General features: G+C 50.8%; 17 protein-coding genes. 13 read left to right on the top strand and 4 right to left on the bottom strand.

Features of this window, described 5'->3' with window-relative positions:
- Nucleotides 1-12: 12 nt before the first annotated feature.
- The gene (locus tag LG201_RS03350) at nt 13-1,023 is read right to left on the bottom strand and encodes a S1 family peptidase (protein WP_226770759.1); all 1,011 of its coding nucleotides are present in this window, start codon (nt 1,021-1,023) and stop codon (nt 13-15) included.
- 119 nt (nt 1,024-1,142) lie between these two features.
- Between LG201_RS03350 and uvrB the strand changes: the two genes are divergently transcribed.
- Nucleotides 1,143-3,182 carry an excinuclease ABC subunit UvrB gene (gene uvrB / locus LG201_RS03355; protein ID WP_226770760.1) on the top strand — a complete coding sequence of 680 codons (2,040 nt, stop codon included), beginning with the start codon at nt 1,143-1,145 and terminating at the stop codon, nt 3,180-3,182.
- An 82-nt stretch (nt 3,183-3,264) separates the two neighbouring features.
- On the opposite strand, the gene LG201_RS03360 is transcribed toward uvrB, so the two are convergent.
- The gene (locus LG201_RS03360) at nt 3,265-5,949 is read right to left on the bottom strand and encodes an Rne/Rng family ribonuclease (protein WP_226770761.1); all 2,685 of its coding nucleotides are present in this window, start codon (nt 5,947-5,949) and stop codon (nt 3,265-3,267) included.
- Nucleotides 5,950-6,534: 585 nt separating this feature from the next.
- Here LG201_RS03360 and LG201_RS03365 point away from each other — a divergent pair.
- From LG201_RS03365 to LG201_RS03380, 4 genes are read left to right on the top strand one after another with little or no spacing between them, the layout of a single operon-like run.
- A complete protein-coding gene (locus LG201_RS03365; RefSeq protein WP_226770762.1) occupies nt 6,535-7,524 on the top strand; it encodes an RluA family pseudouridine synthase in 990 nt (329 codons plus the stop codon).
- Entirely contained in the window at nt 7,517-8,173 is a 657-nt protein-coding gene (locus LG201_RS03370; protein ID WP_226770763.1) for an HAD-IA family hydrolase, read from the top strand. The genes LG201_RS03365 and LG201_RS03370 overlap by 8 nt, the downstream gene beginning before the upstream one ends.
- On the top strand, nt 8,152-8,502 hold the full coding sequence (locus LG201_RS03375) for a Rieske (2Fe-2S) protein (protein ID WP_226770764.1): 351 nt from the start codon (nt 8,152-8,154) through the stop codon (nt 8,500-8,502). Before LG201_RS03370 ends, LG201_RS03375 begins: the two co-directional genes overlap by 22 nt.
- Nucleotides 8,503-8,506: 4 nt before the next feature.
- A complete protein-coding gene (locus LG201_RS03380; protein ID WP_226770765.1) occupies nt 8,507-9,445 on the top strand; it encodes a S49 family peptidase in 939 nt (312 codons plus the stop codon).
- A 75-nt stretch (nt 9,446-9,520) separates the two neighbouring features.
- Here the strand turns inward: LG201_RS03380 and pgi are convergent, their stop codons facing one another.
- On the bottom strand, nt 9,521-11,170 hold the full coding sequence (gene pgi, locus LG201_RS03385) for a glucose-6-phosphate isomerase (RefSeq protein WP_226770766.1): 1,650 nt from the start codon (nt 11,168-11,170) through the stop codon (nt 9,521-9,523).
- 381 nt (nt 11,171-11,551) lie between these two features.
- On the opposite strand from pgi, the gene rpsF reads away from it, so the two are divergent.
- The 7 genes from rpsF (at nt 11,552) to radA (ending at nt 16,846) form a co-directional block, all read left to right on the top strand.
- Nucleotides 11,552-11,938, top strand: coding sequence for a 30S ribosomal protein S6 (gene rpsF / locus LG201_RS03390; RefSeq protein ID WP_226771912.1), 387 nt, complete (start codon nt 11,552-11,554; stop codon nt 11,936-11,938).
- Nucleotides 11,939-12,238, top strand: coding sequence for a primosomal replication protein N (gene priB / locus LG201_RS03395; RefSeq protein WP_226770767.1), 300 nt, complete (start codon nt 11,939-11,941; stop codon nt 12,236-12,238).
- 11 nt (nt 12,239-12,249) lie between these two features.
- Nucleotides 12,250-12,477, top strand: coding sequence for a 30S ribosomal protein S18 (gene rpsR, locus LG201_RS03400; RefSeq protein WP_025869803.1), 228 nt, complete (start codon nt 12,250-12,252; stop codon nt 12,475-12,477).
- 11 nt (nt 12,478-12,488) lie between these two features.
- On the top strand, nt 12,489-12,938 hold the full coding sequence (gene rplI / locus LG201_RS03405) for a 50S ribosomal protein L9 (protein WP_226770768.1): 450 nt from the start codon (nt 12,489-12,491) through the stop codon (nt 12,936-12,938).
- Between the two features lie 85 nt (nt 12,939-13,023).
- Nucleotides 13,024-14,406, top strand: a complete 1,383-nt coding sequence (gene dnaB, locus LG201_RS03410) for a replicative DNA helicase (protein ID WP_226770769.1) — start codon at nt 13,024-13,026, stop codon at nt 14,404-14,406.
- Between the two features lie 2 nt (nt 14,407-14,408).
- Nucleotides 14,409-15,485: an alanine racemase gene (alr, locus tag LG201_RS03415; RefSeq protein ID WP_226770770.1), complete on the top strand. Its 1,077-nt coding sequence runs from the start codon at nt 14,409-14,411 to the stop codon at nt 15,483-15,485.
- Complete coding sequence (radA, locus tag LG201_RS03420; protein WP_226770771.1) at nt 15,485-16,846, top strand: DNA repair protein RadA; 1,362 nt, start codon at nt 15,485-15,487, stop codon at nt 16,844-16,846. Before alr ends, radA begins: the two co-directional genes overlap by 1 nt.
- A gap of 25 nt (nt 16,847-16,871) precedes the next feature.
- On the opposite strand, the gene glgB is transcribed toward radA, so the two are convergent.
- The gene (gene glgB / locus LG201_RS03425) at nt 16,872-19,049 is read right to left on the bottom strand and encodes a 1,4-alpha-glucan branching protein GlgB (protein WP_226770772.1); all 2,178 of its coding nucleotides are present in this window, start codon (nt 19,047-19,049) and stop codon (nt 16,872-16,874) included.
- 172 nt (nt 19,050-19,221) lie between these two features.
- Here glgB and glgC point away from each other — a divergent pair, with 172 nt between their 5' ends.
- The gene (gene glgC / locus LG201_RS03430; RefSeq protein WP_226770773.1) at nt 19,222-20,505 is read left to right on the top strand and encodes a glucose-1-phosphate adenylyltransferase; all 1,284 of its coding nucleotides are present in this window, start codon (nt 19,222-19,224) and stop codon (nt 20,503-20,505) included.
- Nucleotides 20,506-20,569: the final 64 nt, after the last annotated feature.

The raw sequence follows: 20,569 nt of genomic DNA on the forward strand, positions 1-20,569 counted from the left end.
AAAGCCATTTTTTCAGCATTGTTCGGTGCAAGTGATGGCTTTGCGGAATTCTGCCGCCAGATTTTCACTGATTTTTGCCAGGCTTTGCTCTATCTGGTGAGTCTCAATCTTGTCACCATGTTTCGATGCAATCAAACCCAGGCGGAAGAGGGCGTCGGTATTGTTTTCATCCAGGGATACTGCGTGTTTGTATGATTGTTCTGCCAGCACGAGATCCTTCAATTGTTCTTGCGCAAAGCCCAGTTCATACCAGGCATCGCTGCTGTCTGGCTCTGCCTGGGTCCAGCGTGATGCAATATCAGCCATGCCTTGCCAGTCTTTTTGTAGCTCAGGGATGGCAATGAGCAGGAAATACAACCTGGACTGCTGGCTGGCTTCCCATAAGGCCTGGCCAGCCAAGGGAAAGGTGGTTTCTGGCTCACGTTGTTGCAGCAGATTTAACCACTCGATGGGCATGGCGTAATAATAAGCCTGCCTGCCTATGGTTTTGAATGTGTTGATGCCAATAAGCTTGCCATCCATATCGTAAAGGCCGCTGCCACTGGCGCCGAGCGAGAATTTGGCTGAGCTGCGGATAATGTTGCCCTGGTCCATCGAATAAATGGATTTGATGCTACCCACAGACACCATGGGCGAGGCAACACCATTGGAGTGGCCGATCGAGGTGACTTCCTGGCCTTTTTTCAGGTGACTGCTTTCACCAATCTGCACGGGTTTGAACGGTAATTCAGCGGTCTTTAACAAACACAGGTCGTGCCAACGATCCGCCTGCACTGATTCGACCTGGTAAACATCTTCACCGCGGGAAACCCAGGGTTGCCCTGTTTCGCGGAAAATATGGCAATTGGTGAGCACCTTGTTGCTCGCTACCACAATGCCAGAGCCATAACCCAGGCCACCGTCAGTACGATATCCCCGCACCATGACGGTGGAGAAGAATGGCTCTATCATTTTTTGCCTGTCATACGCTTCCGCAATGGGGTGGAAGGCAAGTAAACCAGTGATTAACATCAGATAGCGCATACCACCTCCGAGCGTTAAAGCCATCAGGTTAAGGCAGGAATTGATACCAATCAGCCAACAGGCATACATAGATGATGCATGCCTGTTAAAATCGTCTATCCACTCTATTGGTTATCGCTGTGATTGTCACTTTCCCAAATAGCAAATACAAGCTTTTTCAACCATTTCCGCCAGCTGGAGACCAGCCAGCTGCCATCGAAAAACTCACCGAAGGCATCAACCAGGGACTTAAGTTTCAGACCTTGTTGGGCGTGACTGGTTCCGGCAAGACCTACACCATGGCCAACGTGATTGCGCGTACCGGCAGGCCTGCGATTGTGATGGCGCCGAATAAAACGCTGGCAGCGCAGTTGTATTCCGAGTTCAGGGAGTTTTTTCCTGAAAGCGCTGTGGAATATTTTGTTTCCTACTACGATTATTACCAGCCTGAAGCCTATGTGCCTTCACGCGACCTGTTTATTGAAAAAGATTCCAGCATCAATGAACACATTGAGCAGATGCGTTTGTCCGCGACCAAGGCTTTGCTTGAACGTGAGGACTGCATTGTGGTTGCCACAGTGTCTGCCATCTATGGTATCGGTGACCCTGGGGAATATCATGGCATGGTGCTGCATGTTCACCTAGGCATGAAAATTACCCAGCGTGATATCGTCAACAAGTTGATTGGCATGCAGTATGACCGTAATGACTTTGATTTCTCGCGCGGGGCTTTTCGGGTAAGAGGCGATGTAGTGGATGTATTCCCATCGGAAAATAGCGAGACAGCGGTGCGTATCAGTCTGTTTGATGATGAGATTGAAAGCATCACCATGTTCGATCCTTTGACCGGGCAGATTTTCAACAAGATCCACAACTTCCGCATTTTCCCATCCAGCCATTATGTAACCGCCCGCGAAGCGACTATCCGCGCGATGGAGACGATCAAGCATGAGTTGCGTGATCGTGTGGACTTTTTTATCAAGAACCACAAGCTGGTCGAGGCGCAACGCATAGAGCAACGCACCCGGTTTGACCTGGAAATGCTCAATGAGATTGGCTTTTGCAAGGGTATCGAGAACTATAGCCGTCACCTGACAGGGCGCTCACCCGGTGATGCCCCGCCGACCCTGATTGATTACCTACCTGATAATGCGCTCATGATCATAGACGAAAGCCATGTCACCGTGCCTCAGGTCGGCGGCATGTATAAGGGAGACCGTGCGCGCAAGGAAAACCTGGTGGATTATGGTTTCCGTCTGCCTTCTGCGCTGGATAACCGTCCGCTCAAGTTTGATGAGTTTGAGCGCATCCTGCGCCAGTGTATTTTTGTCAGTGCAACCCCGTCGGAATATGAAGCCACACACCAACAACAAGTAGTGGAGCAGGTGGTGAGGCCTACCGGGCTGATTGACCCGGAGATTACGGTGAAACCAGCCGATACCCAGGTAGATGATTTGCTGTCCGAGATCAAGCTTAGAGTAGATATCAAAGAGCGCGTGTTGGCAACGACACTGACCAAGCGTATGGCAGAAGACCTGACGGATTACCTGGCTGAACATGGTGTCAAAGTGCGCTACCTCCATTCGGACATTGATACAGTGGAGCGGGTGGAAATCATCCGTGATTTGCGCCTGGGCGAGTTTGATGTATTGGTAGGCATCAATTTGCTGCGTGAAGGGCTGGATATTCCTGAAGTCTCGCTTGTGGCGGTATTGGATGCCGACAAGGAGGGTTTTCTTCGCTCGGAACGCTCCCTGATTCAAACCTCAGGCCGGGCCGCACGTAATCTGAATGGTCAGGTGATTTTTTATGCCAACAAGATTACACGCTCAATGAAGGCGGCGATGGATGAAACCTTGCGGCGGCGTGAGAAGCAGATAGCCTTTAATACCGAACACGGCATTATTCCAAGAGGTGTGACCAAGCGTATTAAAGACATTATCGATGGCGTGTACGATAAGGATGATGCAAAGCGTGAGCGCAAGGCGGCTGAGGAGCAGGCCAGTTACGATGTCATGAGCGAAAAGCAGGTATTGAAGGAAATGAAGCGCCTGGAAAAAGCCATGCATGACAGTGCAAAAAACCTGGAGTTTGAGAAAGCAGGAGAATTCAGGGATCAGCTGAAGAAAATGAAAACCATGTTTTATGGTGCAGTCATGCCGGATGATATGCCCAAGTAACCCTCACTTTCATCAAGCGCAATCATTGCACAAAAAAGCCCTGACAAGTCAGGGCTTTTTTTATGACGAGTGCGTTGTCAGATTACTTCTGAGTTTCCACCATCACCAATGGTTCAGCCGCGGGGGCATCAGTGGCAGCTGGTTGTTGCCATGCCGCTGTCTTGCGTGTGCCACGTTTAGCTGGCTCTTCAGCAGCTGGAACGACTGCTGCTGATGCATCGGCCTTTGTTTCCACCAACTGCATACCTGTTGCGGCAAGATCAACCGGCTTTGCTGCTGGCTCTGCCTTGCGACGACGAGGAGCACGCGGTTTCTTTTCTGGCTTGGCTTCTGCTTCTGCCGCTTCTGTAGCAACTTCAGCATCTACCTTGGCGGTGGATTTTTTACTTTCCACTACTTCCAATGTGCTTGCAGCAACCGGTTTTGCCTTGGTTTCCTTGACGGGGGCAACCGATGACTGTTGTTCAATGGCGGCAGCTTCAGTTTTTACCGGCTCAAGCGTTACCTCTGGCTTGGCCTCTGTTTTTACAGTGTCTACCTTGACTGGAGCCACGGTTTCAACTCTGGTTTCTAGCACAGGTGCGGTAGTCACTGGCTTCTGTGTATCTTCAGCAGACACGGTTTGCTCAGTCTGCAGAACTTCATCGGTGGCATTCTGGCGGTTTTCACGTGGCCCGTTTTCATTACGTGGCTGACGCTCACGACGACCATTGCGACCACGACGACCACCGCGTTGCTCTGTATTGGCCTCTACTACTGCACCAGTTTCAGATTGCAGCGCTGCTGGCTGAGCATTCGGCTGTTGCTGCGGTTTTTGCTGACGTTCACCGCGCTCTTGCCGCTCTGGTCTTTCCTGGCGAGGTTGTTGTTGTGCGTTGGCGCGTGGCTCTTGCGGCTGGCGTTTCTCATTGTTGCCGCGAGGCTGTTGTTCCTTGCGATTGTCGTTACGTGGTTGTTCAGTACGTTCGCCACCTTGTGCATTACGGTCATTGCGATTGTTACGACCATTACGACGCTGATTCTGATTGCGACCACTCTGTTCGCGGCGTGGAGTCTCTTCTGCCGGCTTGTCTTCAGGCTTGGAAGTTGTCACGCTGGACAGCCAGGATTTGAATCGTCCCAACAGGGAAACACTGGCGACCGGTTTTTCCTTAACGGTTGGCGCTGGGGAGGCTGGGGTAATACCCTTGACTGCTGCTTCCACCTTAACTGCCTTCACTTCCTGGGCAACAACCGCCTCTATGGACTCAGATGGCAATTCCACCATTTCATAGCTGGCACGACCAGTGTCTTCTACATCATCATGGCGAATACGCAAAATGTTGTAGTTAGGTGTTTCAAGGTGGATGTTAGGAATCAGGACAACCTGTACCCCCATACGCTGTTCAATCTTGTGAATTTCAGCGCGCTTTTCATTGAGCAGGAAGGTGGCCGCTTCAACAGGCAATTGAACCTGGATGATGGCACTGTTTTCCTTCATTGCTTCTTCCTGGGTAATACGCAGGATGTGCAGGGCGGTTGATTCTATACCACGAATGTGGCCAGTACCGTGACAGCGCGGGCAAGGAATATGGTTAGACTCACCCAGGCTTGGGCGCAGGCGTTGGCGGGACAGTTCTAGCAGGCCGAAGCGTGAAATCTTGCCGGTTTGCACACGAGCACGGTCATGATGCAGTGCGTCACGCAAGCGGTTTTCCACTTCGCGCTGATTGCGCTGGCTTTCCATGTCAATAAAGTCGATGACAACCAAACCGCCCAAGTCACGCAAGCGTAATTGGCGCGCTACTTCATCGGCGGCTTCAAGGTTGGTATTAAAAGCAGTTTGCTCGATGTCGCTGCCCTTGGTGGAGCGGCCGGAGTTGACGTCAACTGAAACCAGGGCTTCAGTGTGATCAATAACGATAGCACCACCGGATGGCAAGCGTACTTCACGCGAGAATGCAGACTCGATCTGATGTTCGATCTGGAAGCGTGAGAATAATGGGATTTCATCGTGATAAAGCTTAACGCGCGACACATTACCTGGCATCACGTGATTCATGAACTGAACAGCTTGCTCATGGATATCAGGCGTATCAATCAGGATTTCACCGATATCAGGCTGGAAGTAATCGCGGATCGCACGAATAACCAGGCTGCCTTCCTGATAGATCAGGAAAGGGCCACTTTGAATGGTGGATGCACTTTCAACTGCTGTCCACAATTGCAGCAGGTAGTTAAGATCCCATTGCAGTTCTTCCACGGTACGGCCAATCCCTGCAGTACGGGCGATGATGCTCATGCCGCTTGGTACTTCCAGCTGGGCCATGGTGTCACGTAGTTCGTTGCGGTCTTCGCCTTCAATACGACGTGATACCCCGCCGCCACGAGGGTTGTTCGGCATTAATACCAGATACCGGCCCGCCAGGGAGATAAAGGTGGTCAGGGCCGCGCCCTTGTTGCCTCGTTCATCCTTGTCGACCTGAACAATCAGTTCCTGGCCTTCTTTGAGTACGTCCTGGATACGGGCGCGACTGGCTTCACTATCATTCTGGAAGTAGCTGCGAGCGACCTCCTTGAATGGCAGGAAACCATGACGATCAGTACCGTAGTTAACGAAGGCAGCTTCTAGGGATGGTTCGATGCGGGTGATGATACCCTTGTAGATATTGCTTTTACGTTGTTCCTTGCCGGCGGACTCAATATCGAGATCGATAAGTTTTTGTCCGTCAACAATAGCGACGCGGAGTTCTTCCGATTGCGTCGCATTAAATAGCATGCGTTTCATTGATGTATTACTCCCGCGCTCTTAAGCGGGTAACAGACCGTACCATTTCTGGCGGCGGAGCAGTGCTATGACTGAAGTGTCATATGAGCCTGTCATGCAGGCCACATTAACACGATACGAGCAGATTAAAATCCGCAGGAGGTAACGCGAAACAATAGTTTCTCAATTTTTCGGCTAGGCAATTATTTGCCTTCAGGCCGCTTCTTCCTGAGTGCTGTGTAGCACATACAGTAGCGTCTTGAGCTACTTGGAAAAAGATTTTCTAATATCGATATGGTTCGGTATCAGCTTGAATTTGTTAACGAAAGCTTTCGTAAACTATTGGGTTCTAAACCCCGATACGTCTATTCTGTCTCGGATTAGCCGTCATTATCGGCTAATATGCTATTTTTTTCAGTCTATCCTGGGCCGTGCGCCACATTAAGAATTTTGGTCTGCGGCGGCTAGAGCGCATTATTTCTATTACAAAATCGCTACTTATTTCAATTGGCGAGCGAGTTAACCAAAGTGTTTTCCAGTGCGGGTAAATCATTCCCGAAGAAGCGCTTAGCGCATTTACTTCAAGATCGACGTAGTATAGGTGAGATGGCTAATTTAAGCAAAACAAGAAATCAATTTAATCCCGCCGCAGTCAACCTACTGACAATAGATGAAGCTAGTGAAGGGCAGCGAATCGATAATTTCCTGGCCAAAACCCTGAAAGGGGTTCCTAAAAGCCATATTTACCGCATTCTTCGCAGTGGAGAAGTGCGTGTTAACAGCAAGCGTGCAGATGCGAGTTTCAAGCTTAGCTTAGGGGATCAGGTGCGGGTGCCACCCGTGAGAATGGCCCTGCAAGACGCTGAATCAACACCTAAAGCACCAGCCGTTTCCAAGTTTGAACATGCGATAGTGTTTGAAGATGATGCCATGCTGGTATTGGATAAGCCTGCTGGATTTGCTGTGCATGGCGGCAGCGGCATCAGTCGTGGCGTGATCGAGCAATTGCGGCTGGAACGTCCGCATGCCAAGTTCCTGGAGTTGGTGCACCGGCTGGACAGGGAAACCTCGGGTGTATTGATGCTGGCCAAGAAGCGCAGTGCACTGGTGGCATTGCATGATGCGATCCGCAACAATCAAACCGATAAGCGCTATCTTGTGCTGGTGCATGGGCAATGGACTGACCAGAAGCGCAAGGTCAAGCTGCCTCTGCATAAGTATGTATTGCCGAGTGGTGAACGTCGTGTGTCTGTGCAGGATGACGGTCAGGATTCGGAAACTATCTTCTATCTGCGTAAATCCCTGGGTGAATTTACCTTGCTGGAAGCACAGTTGGTGACAGGACGCACGCACCAGCTACGTGTGCAGCTCTCTCACTTGGGTTTCCCAATTGCAGGCGATGATAAGTATGGAGACTATGCAGTCAATAAAGCTTTGCAAAAGCGTGGATTAAAACGCATGTTCCTGCATTCGGCAGAAACCGCATTGCGTCACCCACTTAACGGAGAAAAACTGAAATTGATCGCCCCTTTGCCTAAAGAGCTTGAGAAGTTTCTTAATACGCTTGAGTCTGCCAGGGAGCTGCCCAGTGAGTAAGCGTTTTGACCTGATTGTATTTGACTGGGATGGCACACTTGCCAACTCAACCCAGATTATTGTCGACAGTATACGAAAATCCGCGCTTGAGGCTGGGCTTGATGATCCAGGGCAAGAGGCCGCCAGCAGTATTATTGGTCTGGGGCTGCGTGAAGCGATACAGCAACTGTTTGGTGTCATTACCCAGGAGCAGCTCCAGCATATGGCTACACGCTATAACGTGCACTACCATGCGCGCGAAGATGATGTGGTGTTGTTTGCAGGCGCAAAACATGCCGTCTCCCGATTAAATGATCAGGGGTATATGCTGGGCGTGGCCACCGGCAAGGGACGTAAAGGCTTGAATCATGCGCTTGAACACAGTGGCCTGGGAGCCTATATGCATGGAACGCGTTGCGTGGATGAGTGCCAGTCCAAGCCGCATCCACAGATGTTACTGGAATTGATGGATGAGTTCGGCGTAGAGCCTGAGCGTACATTAATGGTGGGTGATACCAGTTTTGATCTGCAGATGGCACAAAATGCAAAGGTTGCCAGTCTTGGTGTGACCTATGGTGCGCATCCGCTTGAGCGCTTGCTGCCCCATTCGCCGCTGGCACATTTTGATGATTTTGCTACACTCGACCAATGGCTGGTATTGAACGCTTAATTTGCCATAGTCAGGATCTGATTGATGGTGGTCAGGGTGTGCGTTTTGATCTTCCTGAACTTGGGGCGCGTATCACCGGCTTTGCCATTCGTTTCAATGGTAAGGTGTATGCCTATATCAATCGGTGTGCGCATGTGCCGATTGAACTGGACTGGAATCATGGCGAGTTTTTTGATTTCACTCAGCAGTACCTGATATGTGCGACGCATGGAGCGCATTATCAGCCAGATACCGGATATTGTGTGGCCGGGCCTTGCCGGGGCCAGATGCTGGAACCTATACAGGCAAGAGAGCAGGACGATACTATATTGATTAACCTGGAAAGTTGAATGAATGTCTGATAATCACCCAAATGGCTCCAATTGGGAGCGTGATACCCTGCATCAACTGGCACTGGCCACTGTCAAGGAACAGCGGCGCGCTCGTCAATGGGGCATCTTCTTCAAGTCGGTAGGATTTACTTATTTATTTATTGTTTTGTTCTATGCCTTGGGCTGGAATGAGGGTTCCAGTGCTTCAGTGGAACATACCGCACTGATTGATATCAGTGGTGTGATTGGTAGCGACGATGCCGTCAATGCCGATTCTGTGGTGTCCAGTCTGCAATCTGCGTTTGATAGCAAGGGCACCAAGGGCATTATTCTGCGCATCAATAGCCCGGGCGGAAGTCCGGTGCAGGCAGGTATCATCAACGATGAAATCAAGCGTCAGCGTAAATTGCACCCGAATATCCCGGTATATGCGGTGGTGCAGGATATTTGTGCTTCAGGTGGTTATTACATTGCCGTTGCCGCGGACAAGATCTATGTAGATAAGGCCAGCATTGTGGGTTCCATTGGAGTGCTCATGGACGGATTTGGCTTTACCGGTGTCATGGACAAAGTGGGGGTTGAGCGCCGCTTGATGACGGCTGGTAGTAATAAAGCGATGCTGGATCCATTTTCCCCCGTGAACCCTAAACACAAGGAGTTTGCTCAGCAGATGCTGGATCAAATCCATGCCCAGTTTATTGCAGTAGTGCGCGAAGGCCGTGGCAAACGCCTCAAGGAAACAGAAGAAACGTTCAGCGGCTTGTTCTGGAGTGGTGAAGCCAGTGTCGAAATGGGATTGGCAGATGCCTTGGGTAGTGCTGATTATGTTGCTCGCGAAGTTATCAAGCAGGAAAACGTGGTGGACTTTACCGCGAAGGAAGGGCTAGCTGATCGTTTTGCCAAGCGCCTTGGTGCTAGTGTCAGTGCCAGTTTCCTCGGCAAGAAATTGAATCTGGAATAAATTCAAAGTGCATGCCGCAAGGCAATAAAAAAGCCACGATGTTTCGTGGCTTTTTTATTTTATATCAAAGAATTGCTATCTGAATTTAAGGTGATTCATTAGACCGTTGGTTGAGCTGTCGTATTCTGTTGAATGCTTGTTATCGCTCAGTTGAGGCAAGATTTTCTTGGCTATCTGCTTGCCATATTCCACGCCCCATTGGTCAAACGAATTGATGTTCCAAATGATGCCTTGAACAAAGATTTTGTGTTCATAGATGGCAATCAGCTTGCCCAGCGTCTTCGGTGTCAGCTTGTCGAACAGAATGGTGGAGGTGGGGCGGTTGCCTTCAAATACCTTGTGCGGCAGTAATACTTCAAGTTCCTCACCGCTAAGGCCTTGTGCGACTAGCTCAGCCTTGGCTTCATCCAGTGTCTTGCCTTGCATCAGTGCGCTGGTTTGCGCAAAACAATTGGCCAGCAGGATCAAGTGATGCTCATTGCCATTGTTACCAAGTTGATATTGGCTTTCAAGCGGCATCATGAAGTCGCAAGGGATCAGGCGGTTACCTTGGTGAATTAGTTGATAAAACGCATGCTGGCCATTGGTGCCAGCCTCGCCCCAGATGATGGGGCCGGTGGTGCATTGCACAACCCGCCCATCGCGGGCAATAAACTTGCCATTGCTTTCCATGTCTGCTTGTTGCAGATAGGCAGGGAAGCGGGCAAGGCCTTGGTCGTAAGGCAGGATAGCCAGGCTGTCGGCACCAAAGAAGTTGTTATACCAGACACCCAGCATGGCCATGATCACCGGGATGTTTTCTTCAAGCGGTGCCGTGCGGAAGTGCTGGTCTATTTCATGACCGCCAGCGAGTAATTCTTCAAAATTATCCATGCCAATATAAATGGCGATGGATAAGCCGATGGCTGACCAGAGAGAATAACGGCCGCCTACCCAGTCCCAGAACTCAAACATATTGGAGGCATCAATGCCAAACTTTTTTACTTCATCAGCATTGGTGGAAATCGCCACAAAGTGCTTGGCTACATGAGATTCATCTTTGGCCGTTTCCAGGAACCAGTTACGCGCTGATAGCGCATTTGTCATGGTTTCCTGGGTGGTAAATGTCTTGGATGCGACAATAAATAATGTCGTCTCAGGATTGCACCCTTGCAATGTTTGAGCGAGATGTGTGCCGTCGATATTGGAAACGAAGTGTGCGTTCAGGCCAGCCTGGGCGTATGGCTTCAGAGCGCCACATACCATGACCGGCCCCAGATCCGAGCCGCCGATACCGATATTGACGATATCGGTAATGCGTTTGCCGCTATAGCCTTTCCATTCACCAGAGCGGATGCGGTCACTAAAGCTGCGCATCTGATTCAGTACCCGGTTGACTTCCGGCATCACATCCTTGCCATCTACATGAATGGGTGTGTTAGTGCGGTTGCGCAGGGCCGTATGTAACACCGCGCGATTTTCAGTGAAGTTGATTTTTTCACCGGAAAACATTCGGTCACGCCATTCTTCTACTTTTGAATCTCGAGCCAGCTTGAACAGTAGCGGCAAGGTCTCGTCGGTAATGCGGTGCTTGGAGTAGTCAAGCAGCAGCCCTTCAGTTTTTAGGGAGAACTTCTCAAATCGTCGCCCATCCCTGGTAAACAAGTCACGCATCTGGAGGGGGAGGATTTCTTGATAATGAGCGCTGAGGTCATGCCATACCGGACAGTTTGTTGGGTTCGTCATTGCGAGTTTATATGTTTATTTAGGATTGGAGGTTTCTGGTCAAAAATTACTGGGCACGAGATATATCAATGCCAGTGACGGGTTAGGCTAGTAGTTTAAGTCTAAATGGTTTTGCCTGTCTCACTATTACTGACCAAGTTTAATCTTAATGATTCTATTCAATTCTGCGTAAATAAACAATTTTAAGTCTGATTGCTATGATCCTGCCTGATCCGGATTTGAATTAACCAAACCTGACTTTTGTGTGACCATAATGAGATAGTGTATGGCTGATCAGGGAAAATGATTGATTAATTGACATTTTCTGGCTATGATCTCGGGTTTTCCACCTTGCCTTACCGTTTTCGCATGCGGGAGGCTATTAATCCAAAAGGAGAGTTTATGCGTCATTATGAAGTAGTATTTATTGTCCATCCGGACCAGAGCGAGCAAGTGCCAGCAATGATCGAGCGCTATCGCACACTGGTAACCGCCAACGGTGGTGCTATCCACCGCCTGGAAGACTGGGGTCGTCGCCAACTGGCTTACCCAATCCAGAAAATCCACAAGGCACATTACGTGCTGATGAATATCGAATGTAATCAGGCTGTGCTGGATGAGCTTGAGCATGCTTTCAAGTTCAATGATGCCGTGTTGCGCCACCTGACACTGAGCACCAAAGAAGCCGTGACTGCACCATCCCCGATGATGAAGGAAGAAAAATCCAAGTCATTGCTGGCTGCCAAGGATGAAGCTGCTGCACCGGTTGCAGAGCAAGCATCTGCTTAAGTGAGTTTTAATCGGCTGGAGTTGAGCGCCGAGCTCGCAAAAATTGCAGAGCTACGCTACACCCCGGCAGGAATACCAGTATTGAGCTTTCATCTGCTTCATGTTTCTGAGCAGGTTGAAGCAAAAATGAAGCGCAGGGTTGAGTGTGATGTGCCGAGTATGGTCATGGGCCAACTGGCACTGGAAACGCAAACAATTGCTGAGGGTACGCAGGTCAATGTGACCGGTTTCCTCGCAAAGCGTAGCCTCAAGAGTGCGCAGCTGGTATTGCATATCCAAACATTAGAAAAAATTATCTGAAAGGTTTTATCATGGCACGTGACATGTTTAAGCGCCGCCGCTACTGCCGTTTCTCGGCAGAGGGCATCAAGGAAGTAGATTACAAGGATGCAGATCTGTTGAAGGATTTCATCAATGAAAACGGCAAGATCATCCCTGCACGTATTACCGGAACCAAGGCTAGATATCAGCGCCAGCTGACAACTGCAGTGAAGCGCGCTCGCTTCCTTGCGCTTCTGCCATACACTGACAAGCACTAAGGGGTTAGATCATGCAAGTTATTCTGTTAGAAAAAGTAGTAAACCTGGGTAATCTTGGTGACATCGTTAAGGTAAAAGACGGTTACGGCCGTAATTTCCTGATTCCTCAAGGCAAGGCAAAGCGTGCCACCGAGTCCAACAAGGCCGAATTTGAAGTACGCCGCGTAGAACTGGAAAAGCAACAAGCTGCTCAACTGGCTGTTTCTCAGCAACGTGGTGAGAAGCTGGCTGGCTTCCTGCTGCAAGTGACGCAAAAGGCCGGTGTTGATGGTCGCCTGTTTGGCTCAGTGACCACTGGTGACATTGCTGAAGCGCTGACTGCGCAAGGCTTTGAAACTGCGAAGTCTGAAGTGCGTCTGCCAGATGGTCCTCTAAAGACTATTGGCGATCATCAGATCAGTATTGCATTGCACCATGATGTCGTAGTGGAAATCACTGTTTCCGTACTGGGTGAGCAATAATCCAGCACTGTTTTTTTAAGCAGGGTTGAGTAAAAAAGGCTGCGTATGCAGCCTTTTTTATTGGGTGGCATTGTTATAATGCCGCATGGCTGACGATACCTTAGATTCCCTTAAACTTCCCCCGCATTCCGTAGAAGCTGAACAATCCGTACTGGGTGGGCTTTTGCTTGAAAACGAGGCCCTGGATAGAATTGCCGACCTGCTGGGGCCCGGTGATTTTTATCGCCATGACCACAGATTGATTTTTGATCATATCTGCCGCCTGATTGAGCGTACTAAACCAGCAGATATCGTGACTGTTGCTGAGTCGCTTGAGAATTCAGCCGAGTTGTCTAGTGTGGGTGGCCTCGCCTATCTGGGCGCACTGGCACAAAACACGCCAACAGCCGCCAATATCCGCCGTTATGCAGAAATCGTGCGTGAGCGTGCCATTATGCGCAAGCTGGTGGAGGTGGGCTCAGGCATTGCCGAGAGTGCTTATAACCCGCTGGGGCGCGATGCGCAGCAGTTGCTGGATGAGGCCGAAGCCAAGATTTTCCAGATTGCTGAAGGTGGCAAGCGCTCGACCCAGGGGTTTCTCGACATGAAGACCATCCTGCCACAGGTGGCTGATCGTATCGACTATCTGTATCAGCGTGATAATCACACTGATGTGACCGGCATTCCTACTGGTTTTTCCGATCTGGATTCCATGACATCTGGCATGCAGGCAGGTGACCTGATTATTGTGGCAGGCCGACCTTCCATGGGTAAAACCGCGTTTTCCCTCAATATCGCAGAAAATGTAGCATTGGATACTGGCTTGCCTGTGGCCGTGTTTTCGATGGAAATGGCGGCTACGCAGCTGGTGACGCGTATGATAGGCTCGATAGGCAAGCTGGATCAGCATCGCATGCGTAATGGCAATCTGGAAGATGAAGACTGGGTCAGGTTGACCACTGCGCTAGGTAAGCTGAATGAGGCACCGGTCTACATCGATGAAGGCGCGGGCCTCACTTCATTTGACGTGCGTGCAAGAGCGCGGCGTTTACACAGGCAAACCGGCAAGCTGGGACTGATCGTCATCGATTACTTGCAGTTGATGACAGGGGCGGCAGGGCGGCAGAGTGAGAACCGTGCGACCGAAATCTCGGAAATATCCCGCTCGCTCAAAGCCTTGGCTAAAGAGTTGGATGTGCCAGTGATTGCACTTTCCCAGCTCAACCGAAGTGTGGAGCAGCGGCCGGACAAGCGGCCGGTGATGTCTGACTTGCGTGAGTCCGGGGCGATTGAACAGGATGCGGATTTGATCCTGTTTATTTATCGCGATCAAGTCTATAACCCCGACAGTCCAGACAAAGGAACGGCCGAAATCATTATTGCCAAGCAGCGTAATGGCCCGATTGGCCGTGTCCGATTGACCTTTATCGGTGAGAACACCCGGTTTGAAAACTTTGTCGGTCAATACGACGACAGTTACGGCGAATAACCATGCGTGCAATTCAGGCCACCGTGAATCTGGCAGCATTACGTCATAATCTGGCAGTGGTGCGCAAATTTTCCCCGGCCAGCAAGGTGCTGGCGGTGGTCAAGGCTGATGCTTATGGCCATGGCTTGCTGCGTGCTTCACCAGGCCTGGAGGATGCGGATGGTTTTGGTGTGTTGCGCTTGAGCGAAGCCTTGGCCCTGCGTGAGTCTGGCTACAGCCAGACGTTATTATTACTCGAAGGCGTGTTTGCGGCTGATGAGTTGATCGCTGCTGCTGCCCATGGCATTAGCATCGTGGTACATAACGAACAGCAGGTGCAGATGCTTGAACAGGCGGTGCCTCAACTGCCACATCCCTTGCAAGTATTCCTCAAGATGAATAGCGGTATGAATCGCCTGGGTTTCAAGCCGAATTTATTTGGCGCTGTAGTAAAGCGGCTCAAGGCTTGTCCTGCAGTGAGGCCGGATATCGTCCTGATGACGCACTTTGCTACCGCGGATGATGAGCGCGGGATTGATTTGCCATTAAGCGTATTTCAGAAAACGACCCAGGGTTTGCCTTATTCCATCTCGCTTGCCAACTCTGCCACAATTTTACGTCACCCGGCAGCCCACTATGATTGGGTGCGGCCCGGGATTATGCTGTATGGCGCGTCACCTGTGACGGGCGTGGCGGCTGCCCATTATGGTTTGCAGCCTGTGATGCAATTCACCAGCGAGGTCATTGCAGTGCAGGTACTGCAAGCTGGAGAAACGTTGGGCTATGGCGCCCGATTTTCCGCTGAGACGGAAACGAGAGTTGCCGTGATTGCCTGTGGCTATGCTGATGGATATCCGCGGCATGCCCCCAATGGCACGCCAATTGCGATTAATGGAAGTATCAGTCAAACGCTAGGGCGTGTTTCGATGGATATGTTGTTTGCTGATATCACTCACTTGCCTGAAGCTGGTGTGGGCAGTGAAGTCGAGTTATGGGGAGGTTTGGTGCCAGTAGATGCAGTGGCGGAAGCTTCAGGTACGGTAGGATATGAATTGCTCTGTGCAGTCGCACCCAGAGTGCCTTTCAAGGTGGTGGGCTGATGGCCAAGGCTAAAACGATATATACCTGCACCGAGTGCGGTGGACAGACCCCAAAATGGCAGGGACAGTGTCCTGCGTGCCTGGCGTGGAATACATTGGTGGAAACGGTGGCAGAAACCACCAACAGTAATAATCGCTTTGCCTCACTGGCGCAATCCAGTGGTTTGCAGAAGCTGGCAGAAGTCGAGGCTGCAGATGTGCCAAGGCATCCAACTGGCATCAATGAATTTGATCGGGTACTGGGTGGGGGGCTGGTGCCAGGCGGTGTGGTCTTGATCGGCGGTGATCCGGGCATAGGGAAGTCCACGCTCTTGCTGCAAACCCTGTGTCACCTTGGTGGAGAACGTAAATCAATTTACGTGTCGGGTGAAGAGTCTGCACAGCAGATTGCGATGCGCGCAAAGCGTTTGGGCTTGAATGCTGGGCCAGTGGAACTGCTGGCTGAAATCAGTCTGGAGCGGATTATTCCCATCCTGCAAAAACATATGCCGGAAGTGGCAGTGATAGACTCCATTCAGACTGTCTACTCAGAGGCGTTACAGTCGGCACCTGGCTCGGTTGCCCAGGTCAGGGAATGCTCGGCGCAGCTGACCAGGTTGGCAAAACAATTAGGCATTACCGTGATCCTGGTGGGTCATGTGACCAAAGAAGGCGCATTGGCAGGCCCTCGTGTTTTAGAACATATTGTCGATACCGTGCTCTATTTTGAGGGTGACCAGAATTCAAGCTTTCGCCTGGTACGCGCCTTCAAAAACCGTTTTGGGGCGGTCAATGAGTTGGGCGTATTTGCAATGACGGAAAAGGGCCTGCGTGAAGTCAGCAACCCTTCAGCCTTGTTTCTCTCCCATCATTCAGAACAGGTGTCAGGTTCCTGTATTACCGTAACGCAGGAGGGCACCCGTCCCTTGCTGGTTGAAGTGCAGGCCTTGGTGGATGAAGCGCATGCGCCTAATCCCAAGCGGTTATGTGTGGGGCTGGAACAGAATCGCCTGGCGATGCTGTTGGCGGTGTTGCATCGTCATGCAGGCGTGGCCTGTTTTGACCAGGATGTGTTTATCAATGCGGTGGGTGGAGTGAGGATTTCCGAGCCTGCGGTCGACCTTGCGGTATTGCTGGCTATCGTTTCTTCATTAAAAAACAAGCCACTGCATAACAAACTGATTGTATTTGGTGAAGTCGGGCTGGCTGGTGAGGTGCGGCCCGTACAGCGAGGCCAGGAGCGCTTGCGTGAAGCGGCCAAACTAGGGTTTACCCATGCGATTGTGCCCAAGGCGAATATGCCCAAACAGGCGATCAGCGGCATTGAAGTCAAAGGGGTAGAGCGGCTGGAGCAAGCCTTGCAACTGATGCGCGACAGCTAGCTTGCCAGGCCTATCCAAGCGGTGCTCAGCTATCCAGTTTGATGATCAGGCCGCCCAGTGGTGGCAAGGTGACCACCAATGAGTGTGGCTGGCTCATCCAGGCCATATTGTCTGACTTCAACCCAATGCCGTTGCCATGATTGCTTCCACCGTAACATTCAGCATCACTGTTGAATAACTCCCGGTACTGGCCTGATACGGGGACGCCTACCCGATACCCTTCACGCAATACCGGCGTAAAGTTCAGCATGACCAGCACAAAGCTACCGTCTCTGGACTTGCGCAGGTAGCTGATGATGGATTGGTCGCTATCATTACAGTCTATCCACTCAAACCCTTGCGGGTCGAAATCCAGCTCATGCAACTCAGGCAGGTGTTGATATAACTGGGATAAGTCACGGCTCAGTAGCTGAACCCCTTTGTGCCAATGGCTTTCCAGCAGATGCCAGTCCAGGCTGGCATTGACATTCCATTCTCTGCCCTGACCAAACTCGTTGCCCATGAAGTTGAGTTTTTTACCGGTGATGGTCATCTGGTAAGTGAATAGCAGTCTGAGGTTGGCAAATTTCTGCCATGTATCCCCTGGCATTTTATCCAGCAAAGAGCGTTTTTCATGCACCACCTCATCGTGCGAGAAGGGCAGCACAAAATTTTCAGTGTAGGCGTAGATTTGGCCAAAGGTCAGTTTGTCGTGATGATAGCGACGGTGGATGGAGTCATTGGAGAAATAAGACAGGGTGTCATTCATCCAGCCCATATTCCATTTCATGGAAAACCCCAGGCCTCCCAGATACACCGGGCGTGAAATCATGGGCCATGCTGTGGATTCTTCCGCGATGGTAAGTGCGCCGGGGAAGTCTTCATGCACCATGATGTTGAGTTGCTTGAGAAAGTCGATGGCTTCGAGGTTTTCCCGCCCACCATGGCGGTTGGGCAGCCATTCGCCCGCCTTGCGTGAGTAATCCAGATAAATCATGGAGGCCACCGCATCAACGCGCAGGCCGTCTATATGAAACTCAGACAGCCAGTAATGGGCGCTGGCTAGCAGGAAGTTACGCACCTCATTGCGGCCATAATTGAACACATAGGTGCCCCATTCCTGATGCTCACCCAGTCGTGGATCTGCATGCTCGAACAGGGCAGAGCCGTCAAAGCGCGCTAATGCCCAATCGTCCTTGGGAAAGTGTCCTGGTACCCAATCGAGGATGACGCCAATACTTTCTTGATGGCAACGGTCTATCAGGTAGCGAAGATCATCAGGACTGCCAAAGCGGTTGGTGACGCCGAAATAGCCTGTGGTCTGATAGCCCCAGGATTCATTCAGTGGATGTTCTGATATCGGCAGCAGTTCGATATGGGTATAGCCCATTTCTTTCACATAGGGCACCAGCTGTTCTGCGAGTTCGCGGTAATTGAGGAAGTGACCATCGGCCTGGCGCCGCCAGGACCCCAGGTGCACCTCATAGCAATTGAACGGGGCATGCAGCCAGTCAGCATCGGCACGGGTTTGCAGCCATTGAGCATCTTGCCAGCTATGCTGATCGTGCTGGGTAATTTTGGCCGCGGTGCCTGGCAGTCTTTCAAAACTAAAGCCATAAGGATCTGTCTTGACCATGATCTGGCCACTATCCCGGTTGCGAATCTCGAACTTATACAGATCATCAGCCTGCAGATCAGGAATGAATATTTCCCAAACACCGCTGCTGCCATGTGCACGCATGGAGTGAATGCGGCCATCCCATCGATTGAAGTTACCGACCACACTTACGCGTTCTGCGCTGGGAGCCCACACGACAAAACGTACACCCTGCACCCCTTGCTGCTCGCAGAGATGGGCACCTAAAGATCGATAAGCCTGTTTAAGCCTGCCTTCACCAAACAGGTACAGCTCATCCGTGGAAAGACTGGTCCAAAAGGAATAGGCATCATGGGTTTCCCAACTGTGACCGTTTTCCTCCAGCTTGATGCGACAGGGAACTGGCGGGGCTTCCTTGCCGAGCCACTCAAAGACGCCGCCTGCATGACAACGGTGCAATGCTTCCCAGCCATGCGCAGTGCTGACCCATATCTTGTCCGCATGCGGATGAAAGATACGCAAGACATACGCTGCCCCGTTCTGGTGTAGACCAAGATAGGAAAATGGATCGTGATGTTTTGCATCAAGAATCAGGGCAAGCTGTGGATCTTGTTTTGTCTTAGCCAATTTTGGAGGTCCGTGTTGGTTAGGTATTCACTGTAGGAGAAATCCTCTAGCCTAGTATGAACCTTCCTGCCTATAATGGTTTCAAGAGCAGGTCATTAAAGGCGAAAGAGCCCGGTTCGCGCTCTGTTGGCAAGGCGAGTAATAGCCAAACTATAAATCAGGAGGGGCAAAAATGCAGCAGCATGAGTTAAGTTCTTCGCGTTTTGTCAGTACGCTGACAAAAAACACTGTAGCCCTGATCCTTGCCGGTGGAAGAGGGAGTCGCTTGAAAGACCTTACCAACTGGCGCGCCAAGCCCGCAGTGCCATTCGGCGGAAAATTCCGCATCATTGATTTCCCCTTGTCCAATTGCATGAATTCAGGTGTGCGTCGTATGGGGGTGATTACCCAGTATAAAGCGCATAGCCTGATTCAACACATACAGCGTGGCTGGGGTTTCCTGCGTGGTGAGTTCAATGAGTTTGTTGAGTTGCTCCCTGCCCAGCAGCGCATTCAGGAAGAGTGGTACAAGGGAACAGCAGATGCCGTGTTCCAGAATCTGGATATTTTGCGCCAAACCAGTGCGGAGTTTGTGCTGATATTGGCTGGCGATCATATCTATAAAATGGATTATGGCCAGATGCTGGCTGCGCATGTACGCAACAAGGCTGACATGACGGTGGCTTGCATCAATGTACCATTGGAGGAAGCCAAGTCATTTGGCGTGATGGGGGTTGATGCTGCCGATCGCGTGGTGGACTTTACCGAGAAGCCGTCTGAGCCCAAAGCCCTGCCGAATGATCCTACGCATGCCCTGGCCAGCATGGGAATTTATGTCTTCAATGCTTCTTTTCTTTACGAACAACTAATACGTGATGCCGATGACCCACACTCTACGCATGATTTTGGCCATGACATCATTCCTTACCTGATCAATAAATATCGTGTATTTGCCCATCGATTTACCGACAGTTGTGTCGGGGCAGCTGATGGTAATTATTACTGGCGTGATGTTGGTACGATAGATGCTTATTGGGAAGCAAACATGGAGCTGACCAAGGTGGTGCCAGAATTGAACCTGTATGACCGGCAATGGCCAATCTGGACCTATCAGGAGCAATTGCCCCCGGCAAAATTTGTATTCGACAATGAAGAGCGGCGTGGACAGGCCACCGACTCCCTGGTATCAGGCGGATGCATCATCAGTGGTGCAAGTATCAGAAACTCTGTGCTGTTTTCTGATGTCAGGGTAAATAGCTATAGCACGATAGACCATTCTGTCATTTTGCCCAAGGTCGATATTGGGCGGCATGTGATATTGAATCGAGTGGTGGTAGATAAGGGAGCCAGAATCCCCGATGGCATGGAGATCGGCATCAATCCCGAGCTTGATCGCAAGCGGTTTCATGTCTCAGACAAGGGAATTACCCTGGTTACCCCGGATATGCTAGGGCAAGCGCTACACCATGCACGCTAACAGATAGCAAGTCCCGACAATGGGTCGGGCTGGATACTTCAGGTTATTTTTGATGTAAAGGTAA

It is taken from the genome of Methylobacillus gramineus, assembly GCF_020532675.1.
Taxonomy (GTDB): domain Bacteria; phylum Pseudomonadota; class Gammaproteobacteria; order Burkholderiales; family Methylophilaceae; genus Methylobacillus; species Methylobacillus gramineus.

What these genes read in the sequence shown, in the direction of transcription:
- LG201_RS03350 (WP_226770759.1), bottom strand. Translation starts at nt 1,023, where the DNA reads ATGCGCTATCTGATGTTAATCACTGGTTTACTTGCCTTCCACCCCATT.
- LG201_RS03360 (WP_226770761.1), bottom strand. Translation starts at nt 5,949, where the DNA reads ATGAAACGCATGCTATTTAATGCGACGCAATCGGAAGAACTCCGCGTC.
- LG201_RS03365 (WP_226770762.1), top strand. Translation starts at nt 6,535, where the DNA reads ATGGCTAATTTAAGCAAAACAAGAAATCAATTTAATCCCGCCGCAGTC.
- LG201_RS03375 (WP_226770764.1), top strand. Translation starts at nt 8,152, where the DNA reads ATGGCTGGTATTGAACGCTTAATTTGCCATAGTCAGGATCTGATTGAT.
- LG201_RS03380 (WP_226770765.1), top strand. Translation starts at nt 8,507, where the DNA reads ATGTCTGATAATCACCCAAATGGCTCCAATTGGGAGCGTGATACCCTG.
- pgi (WP_226770766.1), bottom strand. Translation starts at nt 11,170, where the DNA reads ATGACGAACCCAACAAACTGTCCGGTATGGCATGACCTCAGCGCTCAT.
- rpsF (WP_226771912.1), top strand. Translation starts at nt 11,552, where the DNA reads ATGCGTCATTATGAAGTAGTATTTATTGTCCATCCGGACCAGAGCGAG.
- rpsR (WP_025869803.1), top strand. Translation starts at nt 12,250, where the DNA reads ATGGCACGTGACATGTTTAAGCGCCGCCGCTACTGCCGTTTCTCGGCA.
- rplI (WP_226770768.1), top strand. Translation starts at nt 12,489, where the DNA reads ATGCAAGTTATTCTGTTAGAAAAAGTAGTAAACCTGGGTAATCTTGGT.
- dnaB (WP_226770769.1), top strand. Translation starts at nt 13,024, where the DNA reads ATGGCTGACGATACCTTAGATTCCCTTAAACTTCCCCCGCATTCCGTA.
- alr (WP_226770770.1), top strand. Translation starts at nt 14,409, where the DNA reads ATGCGTGCAATTCAGGCCACCGTGAATCTGGCAGCATTACGTCATAAT.
- radA (WP_226770771.1), top strand. Translation starts at nt 15,485, where the DNA reads ATGGCCAAGGCTAAAACGATATATACCTGCACCGAGTGCGGTGGACAG.
- glgC (WP_226770773.1), top strand. Translation starts at nt 19,222, where the DNA reads ATGCAGCAGCATGAGTTAAGTTCTTCGCGTTTTGTCAGTACGCTGACA.